Annotated in this window: 14 protein-coding genes, 1 tRNA gene and 2 pseudogenes; 11 read left to right on the top strand and 6 right to left on the bottom strand. The window is 58.4% G+C overall.

Annotated elements, in window-relative coordinates:
- The 4 genes and pseudogenes from B7L71_RS03750 to B7L71_RS03735 all read left to right on the top strand — a co-directional run.
- Positions 1 to 302: iron chelate uptake ABC transporter family permease subunit (locus B7L71_RS03750; RefSeq protein WP_139790043.1), on the top strand; the 302-nt coding region annotated here is incomplete at its 5' end.
- Positions 303 to 390: 88 nt separating this feature from the next.
- A pseudogene (locus B7L71_RS03745) lies at positions 391 to 1,471 on the top strand (FecCD family ABC transporter permease).
- Complete coding sequence (locus B7L71_RS03740; RefSeq protein WP_081136089.1) at positions 1,468 to 2,277, top strand: ABC transporter ATP-binding protein; 810 nt, start codon at positions 1,468 to 1,470, stop codon at positions 2,275 to 2,277. The pseudogene B7L71_RS03745 and the gene B7L71_RS03740 overlap by 4 nt, the downstream one beginning before the upstream one ends.
- 62 nt (positions 2,278 to 2,339) lie before the next feature.
- Entirely contained in the window at positions 2,340 to 4,175 is a 1,836-nt protein-coding gene (locus B7L71_RS03735) for an ABC transporter ATP-binding protein (RefSeq protein WP_016916345.1), read from the top strand.
- A 51-nt stretch (positions 4,176 to 4,226) separates the two neighbouring features.
- Here B7L71_RS03735 and B7L71_RS03730 read toward each other — a convergent pair whose 3' ends face one another.
- Complete coding sequence (locus tag B7L71_RS03730; RefSeq protein ID WP_081136088.1) at positions 4,227 to 4,802, bottom strand: hypothetical protein; 576 nt, start codon at positions 4,800 to 4,802, stop codon at positions 4,227 to 4,229.
- 184 nt (positions 4,803 to 4,986) lie between these two features.
- Here B7L71_RS03730 and B7L71_RS03725 point away from each other — a divergent pair.
- From B7L71_RS03725 to alr, 3 genes are all read left to right on the top strand, one after another.
- Positions 4,987 to 5,063: transfer RNA gene (locus B7L71_RS03725), tRNA-Ile, on the top strand.
- Between the two features lie 97 nt (positions 5,064 to 5,160).
- The gene (locus B7L71_RS03720; protein WP_081136086.1) at positions 5,161 to 6,198 is read left to right on the top strand and encodes a site-specific integrase; all 1,038 of its coding nucleotides are present in this window, start codon (positions 5,161 to 5,163) and stop codon (positions 6,196 to 6,198) included.
- A 63-nt stretch (positions 6,199 to 6,261) separates the two neighbouring features.
- On the top strand, positions 6,262 to 7,515 hold the full coding sequence (gene alr, locus B7L71_RS03715; protein ID WP_081136085.1) for an alanine racemase: 1,254 nt from the start codon (positions 6,262 to 6,264) through the stop codon (positions 7,513 to 7,515).
- A gap of 122 nt (positions 7,516 to 7,637) precedes the next feature.
- On the opposite strand, the pseudogene B7L71_RS17955 reads toward alr, so the two are convergent.
- From B7L71_RS17955 to B7L71_RS03690, 5 genes and pseudogenes are all read right to left on the bottom strand, one after another.
- Positions 7,638 to 7,874: pseudogene (locus B7L71_RS17955) on the bottom strand (type II toxin-antitoxin system RelE/ParE family toxin).
- 74 nt (positions 7,875 to 7,948) lie between these two features.
- Positions 7,949 to 8,746 (bottom strand): hypothetical protein, encoded by a 798-nt coding sequence (locus B7L71_RS03705; protein ID WP_139788419.1) that lies wholly within the window; start codon positions 8,744 to 8,746, stop codon positions 7,949 to 7,951.
- Between the two features lie 2 nt (positions 8,747 to 8,748).
- Positions 8,749 to 8,934: a hypothetical protein gene (locus tag B7L71_RS03700; RefSeq protein ID WP_081136082.1), complete on the bottom strand. Its 186-nt coding sequence runs from the start codon at positions 8,932 to 8,934 to the stop codon at positions 8,749 to 8,751.
- Positions 8,931 to 9,359, bottom strand: a complete 429-nt coding sequence (locus B7L71_RS03695) for a type II toxin-antitoxin system VapC family toxin (protein ID WP_170919432.1) — start codon at positions 9,357 to 9,359, stop codon at positions 8,931 to 8,933. The genes B7L71_RS03700 and B7L71_RS03695 overlap by 4 nt, the downstream gene beginning before the upstream one ends.
- Positions 9,356 to 9,610, bottom strand: a complete 255-nt coding sequence (locus B7L71_RS03690) for a type II toxin-antitoxin system Phd/YefM family antitoxin (RefSeq protein WP_081136080.1) — start codon at positions 9,608 to 9,610, stop codon at positions 9,356 to 9,358. Before B7L71_RS03690 ends, B7L71_RS03695 begins: the two co-directional genes overlap by 4 nt.
- A 466-nt stretch (positions 9,611 to 10,076) precedes the next feature.
- Between B7L71_RS03690 and B7L71_RS03680 the strand changes: the two genes are divergently transcribed.
- The 4 genes from B7L71_RS03680 to B7L71_RS03665 form a co-directional block, all read left to right on the top strand.
- Complete coding sequence (locus tag B7L71_RS03680; protein ID WP_249273170.1) at positions 10,077 to 13,358, top strand: helicase-related protein; 3,282 nt, start codon at positions 10,077 to 10,079, stop codon at positions 13,356 to 13,358.
- Positions 13,359 to 13,381: 23 nt separating this feature from the next.
- Positions 13,382 to 13,753 carry a four helix bundle protein gene (locus B7L71_RS03675; protein ID WP_081136077.1) on the top strand — a complete coding sequence of 124 codons (372 nt, stop codon included), beginning with the start codon at positions 13,382 to 13,384 and terminating at the stop codon, positions 13,751 to 13,753.
- Positions 13,750 to 14,565 carry a DUF4391 domain-containing protein gene (locus B7L71_RS03670; protein ID WP_081136076.1) on the top strand — a complete coding sequence of 272 codons (816 nt, stop codon included), beginning with the start codon at positions 13,750 to 13,752 and terminating at the stop codon, positions 14,563 to 14,565. The genes B7L71_RS03675 and B7L71_RS03670 overlap by 4 nt, the downstream gene beginning before the upstream one ends.
- A 7-nt stretch (positions 14,566 to 14,572) precedes the next feature.
- A partial coding sequence (locus tag B7L71_RS03665) for a site-specific DNA-methyltransferase (RefSeq protein WP_249273169.1) occupies positions 14,573 to 15,427 on the top strand: 855 nt, incomplete at its 3' end.

The raw sequence follows: 15,427 nt of genomic DNA, 5'->3' as shown, positions 1-15,427 counted from the left end.
TGATTCGCTGGCTGGCGATTGGCTGTGTGGCGCTGCTGGTGGGGGCGGCCACGGCCATTGCCGGGCCGATTGCCTTCGTCGGGCTGGTGGTGCCGTTCGTGGCCCGCGCCATTGCCGGGCCGGACATTCGCCGCACGCTCTGGTTCTGCCTGCCGATAGGCCCGTTGATCGTACTCACCGCCGATATCATCTCCCGGGTCATCGTGGCGCCTTCCGAACTGCCGCTGGGCGTGCTCACGGCGCTGTGTGGCGCACCGGTGCTGATTGCCGTGGTGCGCGCTCGCCGTTTACCCATGCTGTGACCCTATCTTCATGCTGTGCAAGCCCGCTGCTTGCCTGGACGCTGACGCTATGAAAATGACGGCAAAATCGACGTTGGGTGCAAGGCCGATGTGGCCGATGACGACCCCCGCCCCCTTGGCCACGCCCGCTGCTACCCCGGCGGGCTATTGGCGTTTGCAGAGCACGGCAGGGCGCTACCATGTGTTGCTGGAGAAGCGTGCCGTGGCGGTGAATGCGGGGTTGCTGCTGGCGCTGATGGCCGCCAGCCTACTTTATTTGGGCCTGGGCAACGTGGCGCTGGCTCCTCGTGCAGTGCTGGCGGCGCTGGCCGGGCAGGGGGAGATGATGGCCACCTTCATGGTGCGCGAGCTGCGCCTGCCGCGCCTGCTGGCGGCGTGCTATACCGGGGCTGCCTTCGCCCTGGCCGGGTGCTGATGCAGACCCTGGCCCGCAACCGCCTGGCCACGCCGGGCATTATCGGGATCGACAACGGCGCCACTGCCTTTGCCGTGGCCTCGGTGGTGGGTTGGGGGTGGGCATTGCCCCGCCTGCCATGGCGCTGGCCGGGGCCACCACGGCGGCCGTGCTGACGTTCGGCCTGGCGGCGGGTAGCGGTACTCAGGGCTATCGGTTCATCGTGGCCGGAATTGGGGTAGGGGCCGTGTTTGGCGCCATTACTCAACTGCTGCTGGCGCGGGTCGCCATCGACACCGCCAACGCCGCTTACCCGTGGACGGTCGGCTCGCTCAATGCACGGCCCAGCGGCAGCGTTCAACTGTTGGGCGTGGGGCTGCTGCTGGGCCTGGTGGCGGCCATGGCGCTGGCCCGCTCCCTGACCGTGCTGCGCTTCAAGGACGCCACGGCCAGCGGCCTGGGGGTCAGCGTCACCGCCCGCCGCTTTCAGGTGCTGATGCTCTCGGTGGTGTTGACCGCCTTCGCCGTTGCCGTGGCGGGGCCGGTGGGCATGGTGGCGCTGATTGGGCCTGAAATCGCTCGCTCACTCTCCAGCGCTCGCCATGTGCCGATTATGGCCGCCACCCTGGCCGGGGCGCTGGTGATGGTGCTGGCCGACCTGGCCGGGCGAACCCTGTTTGCGCCCATCGAGATTCCGGTGGGCATCGTCACGGCCGTGGTCGGTGGCCCCTGGTTATTATGGATTTTAATGCGCCCGCAGCGGAGTCGCCCATGAGCACTGCCCCCGGTTTACCCACCCTGGCCACCGACGCGCTCAGCATGAGTTATGGCCAACGCCAGGTGATCAAGGAGTTGGGCGTCGAGCTGCCCAGCGGCAAGGTAACGGCCATCGTTGGCCCCAATGGCTGTGGTAAATCCACGCTGCTCTCGGGGCTTGCCCGGCTGCACAAGCCCGACGGCGGCGCCGTACTGCTCGATGGCCACGACATTCAGCGCCTGCCCACGCGCCAGCTCGCCACCCAACTGGCGCTGCTGCCTCAGGAAGCCGTGGCCCCCGAAGGGCTCACCGTCACCGAGCTGATTCGCTTTGGCCGCCAGCCCCACCAGGGGTGGCTACGCCAGTGGTCGGCGGAAGACCAGCAGGTCGTGCAGCACGCGCTGACCGCCGCAGGCCTGGAAGCGCTGGCCGACCGGCCGCTGGAAGCCCTCTCGGGCGGGCAGCGCCAGCGCGCCTGGATCGCCATGACCATTGCCCAGCAAACGCCGCTGCTGCTGCTGGACGAGCCCACCTCTGCGTTAGACCTGGGCCACCAGATCGAAGTCTTCGAGCTGGTGCGCACGCTGGCCTGCCATGGCCGCACCGTGGTGATGGTGCTGCACGACCTGGCCAGCGCCTGCCGCTACGCCGACCACCTGATTGCCATGCGCGATGGCCAGATCGTCGCTCAAGGTGCGCCAGCCGATGTGGTGACGCCAGCCTTGGTGCGCGCGCTCTATCAGGTAGAATGCACGTTGTTGCTGGACCCGGATACCGGCAGCCCGCTGCTCGCCAACGTGCGCCGCGCCGAACGTTCTGAATGAGCGGAGCCCCGCGCAGGGGTTCCAAGCCAAAAATACATGACAACACGCTAAAAGGAACCCTCGTGGCCGCTTCAACGCCCAGTTCATCCGCCAGTTCTGCCAACCAAAGTTTTCAGGCGTTGGTCAGGCTGCTGCGCTACGCCAAGGGGTATCGTCGGCGGATTACCGCTGCCACGATCTGCTCCATCATCAACAAGCTGTTCGATATTGCCCCGGAAATTCTCATCGGTGTCGCCATCGATGTGGTGGTCAACCAGGAGAACAGCTTCGTGGCCCGCCTGGGGTTCGAAACCCCGCACGAGCAGATCGCCATCCTCGCGGTGCTGACCTTCTTTATCTGGGCGGGGGAGTCGCTATTCGAGTACCTGTACCAGGTGCTGTGGCGCAACCTGGCCCAGCGGCTCCAGGCCGACCTGCGCCAGGATGCCTATGAGCACGCCCAGCGACTCGACATGGCGTTTTTCGAATCGAAGAGTTCAGGCCAACTGGTGGCCACCATGAACGATGACGTCAACCAGCTGGAGCGCTTCCTGGACGGCGGCGCCAACGCGCTGATTCAGGTGGGAGTGACCGTGGTGGCGGTGGGGGCCGTGTTCTTCGTGCTTTCCCCGCTGATTGCGCTGCTGGCCTTCACGCCCATCCCGCTGATCATCTGGGGAGCGTTCTTCTTCCAGCGCAAGGCGGGGCCGCTCTACAGCGAGGTGCGTGAGAAAGTGGGCGACCTTTCCAGCCGGCTCTCCAACAACCTGAGCGGCATTGCCACCATCAAGAGCTTCACCAGTGAAGCCCGTGAGGCCGAACGCCTGCGCAGCGCCAGTGAAGCCTATGTAGATGCCAACCGTCAGGCGATCAGGGTCAGTTCGGCGTTTATTCCGGTCATCCGCATGGCCATTCTGGCGGGCTTTTTGGCCACCTTCACCGTGGGCGGCATGATGGCGCTCAACGGCAGCCTCAACGTAGGCGCCTACGGCGTGCTGGTGTTCCTGACCCAGCGCCTGCTCTGGCCACTGACCGGGCTGGCCCAGGTCATCGACCTGTTCGAGCGCGCCATGGCCAGCACCAAGCGTATCCTGGACTTGCTGGAAGTCCCCATCACGGTGAAAGACGACAGCACCCAGGCATTGGCCGCACCGGTGAAAGGCGAGGTACGTTTCGAAGCGGTGAGCTTCCAGTACGAGGCCAGCCAGGTAGGCGTGAACGGGGTAGACCTGCACGTTCCGGCGGGCACCACGCTGGCCCTGGTGGGGGCCACGGGGTCGGGTAAGTCGACGTTGATCAAGCTGCTGCTGCGCTTCTACGACCCAGCCAGTGGCCGCGTGCTGGTCGATGGCCAGCCCATTACCGAGGTCAGCATGCATTCGCTGCGGCAGGCTATCGGCCTGGTCAGCCAGGACGTGTACCTGTTCGAGGGCAGTATTCGCGACAACATCGCCTACGGCATGCCCGATGCCGACGAAGCCGCCATCATCGAAGCTGCCAAAACCGCAGAAGCCTGGAGCTTTATCGAGACGCTGCCCCAGGGGCTGGACACCCCGGTGGGGGAGCGGGGCGTGCGCCTTTCCGGCGGCCAACGCCAGCGCCTTTCCCTGGCCCGGGCGCTGCTCAAGAACCCGCCCATTCTGGTGCTGGACGAAGCCACCAGCGCCGTGGACAACGAAACCGAAGCGGCGATCCAGCGCTCGCTGAAGCGCATTGCCCACGGGCGTACGGTGATCATGATTGCCCACCGGCTGTCGACCATCGTGCATGCCGATGAAATCGTCGTGATCGAGAAAGGCCAGGTAGCGGAGCGCGGCAGCCATGCCAGCCTGCTACAGGCCGATGGCCACTACGCCGCCCAGTGGCGGGTACAAACCGGAGCCGCCCAGGCGGGCGATGTGGAAGTGCTGGGCCGTTAGGCCTTCACGTGCCACGTACTCAAGCGCCGCCCCATGGGCGTCGCCTGGCGTTTAGCGGTTCACCAACAGCGCGTTCAGGGTCACCGGCACATGCTCATCGATCTGCTGATAGCCCAGCAGGGAAAGCACCGTTCGCAGCGTGCTGTTGGCCATCAGGGCATTGCCATCCAGCGCCATCGGTTCGGCATGGGTGACACGCACTTCGTTCAGCCCGACGCGGGTAAAGCGCAGCGGCACCGCTTCCTCCTGGGTCAGCCGGTCGGTTTGGACTCGAAAAGTCAGGGTTTCCACCAGCTCCTCGCCCATGTCCAGGCGGTCCAGGCGCTCGGGTGGCATCTGCGCCACCAGCGTCACCAGCGGCGTATTGGTCAGCAGGCCCACCCACGGCGGCAGGTCACCCAAACGTTGCAACACGTCGGTCTGGCTCAGCCGGAGCGGCAGGCGCAGCGTGCCATCGGGGGAGATATCGCCCTGCAAATTGCTCACGTGATGATGATGAGTTTGCGGCGCGCTACCGTCCAACTGGGTAATGGACGCCCGCACCTGCGATTGGGCAGGGTCCAACTGCCAGTCGGCCTGAACGGGCAGCGCTAGCAGCAGCGGAAAAAGAGCAATCAAGGCTTTCACAGCGTGTCTCCATAGAAGCAGTCATCAGCAGACCCCGGCCGCGCCGATTAGTGCCCGAAGGCCCGCGGGCAACCGCATCGCGTCCGGTATCGCAGCCTGCCCGAAAAAGTGCCGCCCCACCACAAGATAGCGCCCCAAGGGGTAGCCGTGCCCCCACACATTCGCTATGATATGCACGCTTTTCGGGCCTATAGCTCAGTTGGTTAGAGCAGGGGACTCATAATCCCTTGGTCGTAGGTTCAAGTCCTACTGGGCCCACCATTAAAATCAGTAACTTAGCAATTGTCTCTGGTGAGTCCCCTAGTCCAAGGGTACAGTTTCGGTACACTGCCGATCCTTCAGCCCCCTGGAGATTTTCGTGGCCACCATCGTCAAGACCCCCTCTGGTAGCTGGAAAGCCGTCATCCGCAAGACAGGCTGGCCAACTACTGCCAAGACTTTCCGCACGAAGCGCGATGCCCAGGACTGGGCACGCCGCACCGAAGACGAAATGGTGCGCGGTGTCTATATCCAGCGCAGCGCCTCGGAGCGCATGACGCTCGAGGCCGCCCTCAAGCGCTACCTGGCTGATGTCACCCCCACCAAGAAGCCCAGCACTCAGAAAAGTGAACGCCAGAAGGCCAACACGCTGGTCGAGCATCTTGGCAAATACTCCCTCGCAGCCCTCACGCCGGAGTTGATCGCCAACTACCGCGACACGCGGCTCAATACCCTGGGGCGACGGGGGCAGCCTATCAGCCCCAATACCGTGTGCCTGGAGCTGGCCCTGCTTGGCCATCTCTACACAGTGGCTATCCAGGAGTGGGGGCTGGGCCTGGCTTACAACCCGGTTCAAAATATCCGCAAGCCCAGCCCAGGAGAGGGGCGCAACCGTCGCCTAAGTGTCGACGAGGAAAAGCGCCTGTTCGCCGTGCTTCGACAGCACAGCAACCCTATGCTGGCGTGGATCGCCAGAATCGCCCTGGAGACGGGCATGCGCTCGTCGGAGATCCTGACCCTCACTCGCTCCCAGGTCGACGTGAAACGCCGCGTGGTGCGCCTCACAGGCACCAAGAACAACGAAGCCCGCTTGGTACCGCTGACCCAAGCGGCTACCGAGGTGTTCAAGCAGGCGTTGAACAACCCGGTGCGGCCGCTCGACTGTGGCTTGGTGTTCTTCGGTGAGCCTGGCAGGGACGGCAAGCGCGGCCCCTATGCCTACACCAAGCTCTGGAACCAGGCGAAGAAGAAGGCAGGGCTCGATGACTTCCGCTTTCATGATCTGCGCCACGAGGCCGTCAGCCGGCTGGTGGAGGCGGGGCTGTCTGACCAAGAGGTCGCCGCGATCAGTGGCCACAAGTCAATGCAGATGCTGCGGCGATATACGCTTAAAGCTACTATAAGGTCAATAGAGTAAAGAATCCGTTGGGGAGGAGGCTGAGCGGGTTCCTAATAATGAAAACTAATCAAGGATTTGATAATGAAATATCCACTAACCCTGATAGCTGCTGCCATCGCTGCTGCTGTTACTGGCACAAGCTATGCGGCCCCGCTGCTTAGCGATCAGGCTCTGCTTGTTGATAGCCCGGAGCACATTAGCGCCAATGCCTGGGTAGAGATCTCTCAATCTGCTTTCGAAGGTAACGTTCGTGGTGTTCAGGAGTTACTGGGGGAAGAAGCGGAGCTCTGCGCCATCATGAAAGCGGATGCTTATGGCCATGGCATTGCTAACTTGATGCCTTCTGTCATTGCGTTAGGTATTCCCTGCATTGGTGTGGCGAGCAATGAGGAAGCTCGCGTGGTTAGGGCAAGCGGCTTCGAGGGACGATTAATGCGGGTACGCAATGCCACACCTGCAGAGATTCGTGGTGCATTTGATTACGAGATGGAAGAGCTATTCGGTGACATAACTGCTGCACGGCAGGCTTCAGAGGACGCGGCTGAAGCGGGTGTTACGCTGCGCTACCATTTAGGCCTAAATGCTGGGGGCATGGGGCGTAATGGCATGGCACTTGAGAGCGAATCAGGGCGCCAGGAAGCCTTAGAGCTTCAAGAGTTAGCGTCGTTGGAGCTGGTAGGCATCATGACCCACTTTGCCTTTGAAGAGGAGGAGTTTGTTCGCCAAGGGCTGGAGCTTTTCCATGAGCAGAGTGCTTGGCTAATCGAGGCCGCTAATCTGGATCGTGATGGATTAATTCTTCATGCGGCTAACTCGTTTGCCACCATGGAAGTGCCCGAGGCGCGGCTGGATATGGTAAGGCCGGGTGGCCTGTTGTACGGTGATTTGCCGCATTATGAGCAATTTAAGCCAGTGATGTCTTTCCGAACGCGTGTTGCATCGGTGAATGATTATGCTCAGGGCAGCGGCGTGGGGTATGACCATGTAAGGGTGTTAGAGCGTGATAGCCTGCTGGCCAATTTACCCGTTGGCTACTCTGATGGTTACCGGCGTGTGTTTACCGATGCTGCCTTTGTGCTGATTAACGGTGAGCGGGTGCCGGTATTAGGTAAAGTGTCAATGAACACGACCATGGTGGACGTTACCGATTTAGAAGGCGTGTCTCCTGGTGATGAGGTGGTGCTCTACGGACTTCAAGGTGAGGAGCGTATTACCATTGAAGAGCTTGAGGAGCTCAACGACGCACTATTAGCCGATCTTTATACGGTATGGGGGAACTCCAACCCCAAGGTATTACGCCCAAGCGATAGTGGGATGAATAGCGATAGCGAGTGATTTTGCTAACAAAGACTGTTGCCTATTAACCTCTGTATTGCGAACCCACTCCGCTCGAATGAGCGGGGTGGGTTCGTGGTGGGGAAAGACTTGGAGGAGATCTTCTGCTAATTTCTCCATACCTATTCACCGGCAGCCAGCGCAATGGCCAGCTGCCGGTCATCAAAGCCAAGCAGATCCTTTGCCACTTCCTGGAGTACCTTCAGTTCCTCCTTGTCGATGTTGGATCGCTCGTTCTTGCTGAAGCCTTAGAGGAAGAACCAGCGCCCTACCATTTTCGTAGCGACGATGTTTCTAACCCCACCACGCTTGCCCTGACCAGGCAGCGCGACTTGCTTCTTCACAACATCGCCACCCATATCCGCATTCACCACGAGCCTCTAGCTCATTTCGCCGACAGCAGCACATTCTACGTAGCTCTCCCGAGCATATCTCATCGCTGCGCCTTACTCCGAGCTTCGAAAAGAACATTGCTGACCGCGCCAGGGTAAGTACTGATGCCGTTCTCGCGCAAAAACTGCGCGCACTGTGCATAGGTGTACCCCTGTTCGCGGAGCTGTAGGAGCTGTGGGACGTAGGGCCTCAAACGTTCGTATAGGGTGGGGCCTTTCACTGGCGGCTTTACGCTCTGCATGAATTTTTCGACGCTCACACTGATGGCGTCGGGATCGCCATCCGTTGTCTCAAGACTAGCTTGGTAGGCGAACTGGTGACGACGTAGTGCATACGGCTGTGCTTCGAAGAGTGCGGCAACCTGGTGCGCCAAGTGGCGCACGGACGTGGCCATCGCATCGAGTGCCTCACTTTCCGGCGATTCCGCCCCTTGTGAGACTCGGATATTCGACATCACGTCGACCACCCCTTCGAGCAGCTCGCCTTGAACATCCGTGCCTACCCGTTCCAAGTCCGCGCAAACTCCGGCACAAACGTCGTCGATTAATGCGTAGCCTGTCGCTTGAGTATCGGCTAGGTTGCCGGACTGGCAGGCAGCCGGGAAGCCAAACATCTCATGCAGTGCATCGTGGTTCCCGTCAGCCGCCAGCATGTCGCGCCCGAAAACCTTACATGCTGCGATGAAGCGGCCAATCAATTGGCGCTGCAATGGGTTGAGCTCACCGCGAACTGAGTGCATGAGCGCCAAAGCGGAATCCAGCTCTTCGAAGATAGTGGCGCACATCGCCGTTGATACTTTGGTTGGGTGATCAACCGATGGAAGGAACTTGCTCGACACGTCTAGGCCTCCCACTGACATTCGAATCTCATCGGTTCGGCCGGCGTCTCGTCGCGGAGCTGGTCAAAATACTCCGCTTCAGCGTCGGTCAGCCCTCCCGCTTCGCGGGCAATTGACTGCAACAATGAACCAAGCTTGATGCGCTCGTCCGGCTGGACAATAGCATCGTCATGTATTCGCTCTTTCATTGCAGCGCCTCCCACGGATTGAGGATGGTTACTCCTGTAGGCTCGAAATCGGCCACATTGCGAGTGACTACCGTCATACCATGTACAAGGGCCGTTGCCGCGATGAGCGCGTCACGCTCGCCCCGCTTGTCGGGGACGTGCAGCCGGGCGCAGCGTTGTGCCACGGCTGTATCAACTGGCAATGTTCGCCCTGAGAACTCCGGCAGTACGTGTTGCTCTAGCCACGAGCGCAGCACGGCCCCTTGCGTGGCGTCCTTGCGCTCAATCGACAACACGCCCAGCTCCAGCTCCATGATGGTGATGGCGGACACAAAAAGCTCGGCGGCATCAACGCTTTCAGTCCATGCCGAAACGTTTGGATCAGCTTTGCCTGCTCGAACCTTTCGCAGTTCGGACACTACGTTGGTGTCGAGAACGAACATCATGATAAATCAGCCGGCTGGGTGCCGATGGTCACACGCGGCGGTTCAAACTCGATGTCCGCAACGTCTGGCATGCCCAGAGAGTCAGCAATGTTGCGACGTTGCCTTGTAAGCCGCTGGTATTCCTCAATGCTCAACAGCACATGAGCAGGCTTGCCGCGATCCGTGATGAATACGGGACCGCTCTTGGTTGCCTTCTTTGCGCGGGTAACGTCTTGGTTAAGCTCTCGACTGGATAGGGTCGTGATGGTCATAGCAACACCTCCTACATGAATCACCTGTGTAGGTATGTTGCTACATCGATGGTAGACTGTCCATAAGCGGCTGGCAAGCTATCGTGAGAGGGACAACCGGACGGTACAGTAGGGGTACATTCATTAGATCTGTCCTATTTCTCCAAACTGCGCTAAACTACTGACGCACAAGTGCTTTGTGCTTGTTTGGATTACGTTCGCCTACGCTTGATTTTTCTAGGCATAGAGCTTTGGCGGCAAACTCATAATCCCTTGGTCGTAGGTTCAAGTCCTACTGGGCCCACCATTTCTAAAGGTTTTGCTTTTCCTCGATAGTGATTTATTGATTTCTGGCTCCTTTTGCCATGTTTTGGCTCCCTTCTATTTATATCTTCTCTCATTTTTATTACTGTCTAACGGAAATGAATATTTAGTGCGTTAGTGGGCGTGACGAATAGTCGCCGATGTCTCGAAATCGACCCATACGGTGAAGACAGTGGAAATGATCGACAACATCAACCGTCTCTTGGGCGACGACCTCAAAGCGACCGTCACCCCAGGTGCCAGGCTGAAGATCGCCGCCTCCTGCTTCTCCATCTATGCCTTCGAAGCGCTGAAAAAAGAGCTGACTGGGGTGGAGAGCCTGCAGTTCATCTTCACCGCCCCTACCTTCGTACCCAACGAAGTCACGGACCGCTTGAAAAAAGAGCGCCGGGAGTTCTTCATCCCGAAGTCCCAGCGCGAAAGTGGGCTATATGGCACCGAATTTGAGATTCAGCTTCGCAACAAGCTAACTCAGCGGGCGGTCGCACGCGAATGCGCGCAATGGATACGCCAAAAGGCCAGGTTCCGGTCTAACAAGACCAAGGCCCCCATGCAGCCCTTTGTGCATGTTGCCAACCGTGACCAGGCGACTGCCTATATGCCGGTCAATGGCTTCACTGCTGTAGATCTTGGTTACCAGCAAGGCAATGCGGTCTCGAACTTCGTCAATCGCATGGACGAGCCAGCCCATGCGCAGATGTACCTGCAACTGTTCGACCAGATCTGGGACGATCCGGAGAAGGTGGAGGACGTTACCGCTGCAATTTGCGACCATATCGAGTCGGTCTATCAGGAGAACTCCCCCGAGCGCATCTACTTCATCATGCTCTACAACATCTTCCGGGACTTTTTGGAAGATGTTGACGAAGACGTGCTGCCAAATGACCTCACTGGCTATCGCGATACGCTGGTGTGGAACAAGCTGTTCAACTACCAGAAGGACGCCGCCACCGGCATCATCAACAAGCTGGAAACTTATAACGGCTGCATCCTGGCCGATAGCGTAGGCCTCGGCAAAACCTTCACTGCCCTGGCCGTGGTCAAGTATTACGAGCTGCGTAACAAGTCAGTCCTGGTGCTATGCCCGAAGAAGCTGGCGGATAACTGGCGCAACTACAACAGCAACCTGACCACCAATATTTTCGCCAAAGACCGCTTCAACTATGACGTGCTCTGCCACACGGATCTGTCCCGCACCTCGGGCGAGTCCTTTGGCATGCCCTTGAACCGGGTCAATTGGGGCAACTATGACCTGGTGGTAATCGACGAGTCCCACAACTTTCGCAACAACGACGTCTACAAGGACCGCGAAACCCGTTACCAGAAGCTGATGAACAAGGTTATCCGCGCCGGGGTCAAAACCAAGGTGCTGATGCTGTCTGCCACGCCGGTCAATAACCGCTTTGTCGATCTGCGCAATCAGTTGGCGCTGGCCTACGAGGGGGAGTCCGATGCCCTGGGCAAGCACCTGAAAACCAACACCAGCGTAGAAGAGATTTTCCGCCGGGCACAGAAGGCCTTCAATACCTGGTCAGACTTGCCCCCGGAACAGCGCACAGCGGCGTCCATCCTCAAAGCCCTGGACTTCGACTTCTTCGAGCTGCTGGACTCTGTCACCATTGCCCGCTCGCGTAAGCATATCCAGACCTTTTACGACACCACCGACATTGGTCACTTCCCCGAGCGCCGCAAGCCGCTGTCGTTCCATTGCCCGATTACTGAACGTCAGGATGTGGCCGATCTCAACGAGATATTCAGCCAGTTATCGGTGCTTAAGCTCTCGGTCTACGCCCCCATCAGTTACATCCTGCCCAGCCGGTTGCGCAAGTACGAAGAGCTGTACGATACCCAGGTAGAAGGTGGCAAAGGCAAGCTGCGCCAGGCCGACCGTGAGCGCAGCCTGCAGGCCCTGATGACCACCAACCTGCTCAAACGTCTGGAAAGCTCCGTGGCCGCTTTCCGCCTGACACTGGCGTCGCTCAGCGGCAACATTACTCGCACGCTGGAAGCAATCGACGCCTTCGAGCCCAGCGGCAAAGCCGATCAGGTAGGTGATTATCTGGATGATCTCGGGACCTTTGATAGCGATGATGAAGAGTTCTCGGGTCTGGACGAATTTACCGTAGGCAAAAAAGTCCAGATCAGCCTGGCGGATATGGACCTGCCTTCCTGGCGTCACGACCTGGCAGCAGACCTGGCCTTGATCGACAACCTGTTGGAGTCCATGCGCCAGGTAGCTCCAGCGGATGACAGCAAGCTGCAACACCTGCTCAAACTGATCAACGACAAGATCGACCAGCCGCTGAACCCCGGTAACCGCAAGGTGCTGATCTTCACTGCTTTTGCCGATACGGCCAATTACTTGTATGACAACCTTGCCCCGATGGCGTTGAAGCGTGGGTTGCATGTCGGCAAGGTGACTGGCTCTGACGCACCCAAGTCGACGTTGCGCAAAGGCTATGACTTTCAGAGTCTGCTGACCCTGTTCTCGCCCCGCTCCAAGGAAAAGGCGATAGCGTTACCGGATGAGCCCAGCGAGCTGGATATCCTGATTGGCACCGACTGTATCTCCGAGGGCCAGAACCTGCAGGACTGCGACTACCTGATCAACTACGACATTCACTGGAACCCCGTGCGCATCATCCAGCGTTTCGGACGTATCGACCGTATCGGATCGCCCAACCAGCAGATCCAGCTGGTCAACTACTGGCCGGACATCAGCCTGGATGAATACATCAACCTCAAGGAGCGGGTAGAAAACCGCATGGTAATCGCCGATGTCACTGCCACCGGTGATGACAACGTGCTCACCGCCAAGTCCAGTGACATTGCCTACCGCAAGGAGCAGCTCAAACGTCTGCAGGATGAAGTCATTGAGCTGGAAGACGTCAAGGCCGGCATCTCGATTACCGACCTGGGTCTGAACGACTTCCGTATGGACCTGCTGAACTATGTGAAAGCCAACGGCGAGCTGGATAACGTGCCCTTCGGCATGCACGCCATCGTTCCAGCGCAACCAGACGTCGGCCTACTGCCTGGCGTTATTTTCGCCCTGAAAAACATCCACGACAGCGTCAACGTCAACCAGCAGAACCGCCTGCACCCCTACTACCTGGTGTATATCGGCACTGATGGTGAAGTCATTGCCGACCATACCGAGGTCAAGCGCTTGCTCGACCTGATCCGCAGTAGTTGCAAGGGCGAGGATGAACCCATCCGCGCCCTGTGCCAGCTGTTCAATGAGCGGACCCAGGACGGGCGCAATATGCAGCCCTACTCCGACCTGCTCAGCCAGGCCATTCGCAGCATGATTGAGGTGAAGGAAGAAAAGGACATCGACAGCCTGTTTGGCGGCGGCCGGACCACTGCACTGACCACCACGATACAGGGACTGGGTGATTTTGAGCTGATTGCGTTTTTGGTAATTATGAAGGATGAAGGATGAAGGATGAAGGAGAGGGCTGAAGGATGAGGGATGAAAAACCGGTGAGCGACTTGCGGGAGCGGACCAAGGCATTTGCGTTGCGGGTAGTGCGATTGTATGGAGCCTTGCCCAAGACAACTGAAGCGCAGGTGATGGGGAAGCAGGTGTTGCGTTCGGGTACGTCTGTCGGTGCACATTACCGAGAAGCCTGTCGTGCGCGCTCGGATGCCGAGTTTATCAGCAAGATAGAAGGCGGTTTGCAGGAACTCGAAGAAACCACCTATTGGCTGGAACTGCTGGTGGAAAGCAGTATCGTTTCCAAAGAGAGACTCAGCGATCTTATGGCCGAAGCCAACGAGCTCACGGCCATACTTGTCACCTGCGCCAAAAAAACCAAACAGCGGAGGACTGGATGACATCATCCTTCATCCCTCAGCCCTCAGCCTTATTATTCGCCTGGCCGAAACAGGCGGCCTTTGGCCGGGTGGTGCCCAAGAGCAAGATATACGAGCATGCTGCCGTCAGTGCCGCCCTCAAGGAACGCTTTGTCCTGCAGGTAGAGCAGATCAACTGGGCCTACAAACTGGCCCCGGAAACGGTCAATCTGCCAGCCACGCCTGCAGTGGCAGAAATCCAGGTGTTTCGCCTCAACCTCAAGGGGGCTAGTCTGGACCAGGACGTACTCAAGGCCATCGACCGTGCCATTCCATTTTCGCTGATCTTTGAGCTGGTACAGGGTGGACGTATAAAACTGGTTGCAGCTTATAAGCGACCCGCGCAGAACCCAAAAAGTGCCGCGGACAGTAGCCGCTGGGTCATGGGAAGCTACTTCGAAACGGACTGGCAGCCAGAGACCTCGCCACGCCAGCAGCTTCCGGTGGCACTGGATATGGCCGGGCTTTATGAGCAATTACTCAGCCCCCTGATTTTTGGGAAGGATGAAGGCGGAGGGCTGAGGGATGAAAAAACACCACACCTTAGCGATGTCACAGCAGCGCCCTATATGGTGGGCGCGCAAGGACTGCAAACCGGGCGGTTGACACTGGAACAGCGTATTGAGCTTGCCGAGGCCATCGCCAGCCAGCAGAAACAAGTCGAACGGATCAAAACGCGGCTGGGCCGCGAGAAACAATTCAACAAGCGCGTAGCCATCAATGCCGAGCTGCGCGATGCCAAACAGGAGCTGCAGCGGCTGACACAACAGCAGGCTGCCACACAGAGTCATTGAGAGAAAGATGATGGAAAAACTGAAAATGCACAGCCCCGATCTGAGTCAGGAGAATATCGCCAAGATCCGGGAGTTGTTCCCGGGCTGTGTGACCGAAGCTAGGGATGAGACGACGGGGAAAATACGCCTGGCGGTGGATTTCGATCAATTACGGCAGGAACTGAGTGACTCGATTGTCGAGGGACCACAGGAGCGGTATCGGTTGGATTGGCCAGGGAAGCGGGAGGCATTGGTTTCAGCCAATAAGCCTTGTTTGAAGACCCTGCGTCCTGTATGGGATGAGAGCATTGACTTTGATAACGCAGATAACCTACTGATTGAAGGCGATAACCTTGAAGCACTGAAGGCGCTCCAAGAGTCTTTCCTCGGCCAGGTAAAACTGATTTACATTGACCCACCCTATAATACCGGCAGAGATTTCATCTATGACGATGATTACTCAAAAACAACTGAAGAATACTTTGATGCTTCTGGGCAGCGGAGTTCAGAGGGCAGTCGCTTATTAGCTAATACAGAAGCGAATGGCCGCTTCCACTCAGACTGGCTTTCCATGCTTTACCCGAGGTTGCGACTGGCCAAAAACCTGTTGGCCGACGACGGTGTCGTTTTTATCTCAATTGATGATAATGAGGTCGATAACCTGCGCAAGCTGGGCAATGAAGTTTTTGGGGAATCAAATTTCGTTGCTACGATTATCTGGCAGAAAGTATATGCACCTAAAAATTCTGCCAAATGGTTTTCTGAGGACCATGACTTTATTCTGGTTTTTGCAAAGAATAAAGAGAACTGGACCCCCAATGCGCTTCCAAGAACTGAAGAAATGGAGGCCAGATATAAAAACCCTGACAATGATCCAAGGGGG

Origin of the sequence: Halomonas sp. BC2, from assembly GCF_002078115.1 — a bacterium.
GTDB lineage: Bacteria > Pseudomonadota > Gammaproteobacteria > Pseudomonadales > Halomonadaceae > Vreelandella > Vreelandella stevensii.
The sequence above is the reverse complement of the archived record's forward strand: the minus strand, read 5'-3'. Positions and strand labels throughout refer to the sequence as shown.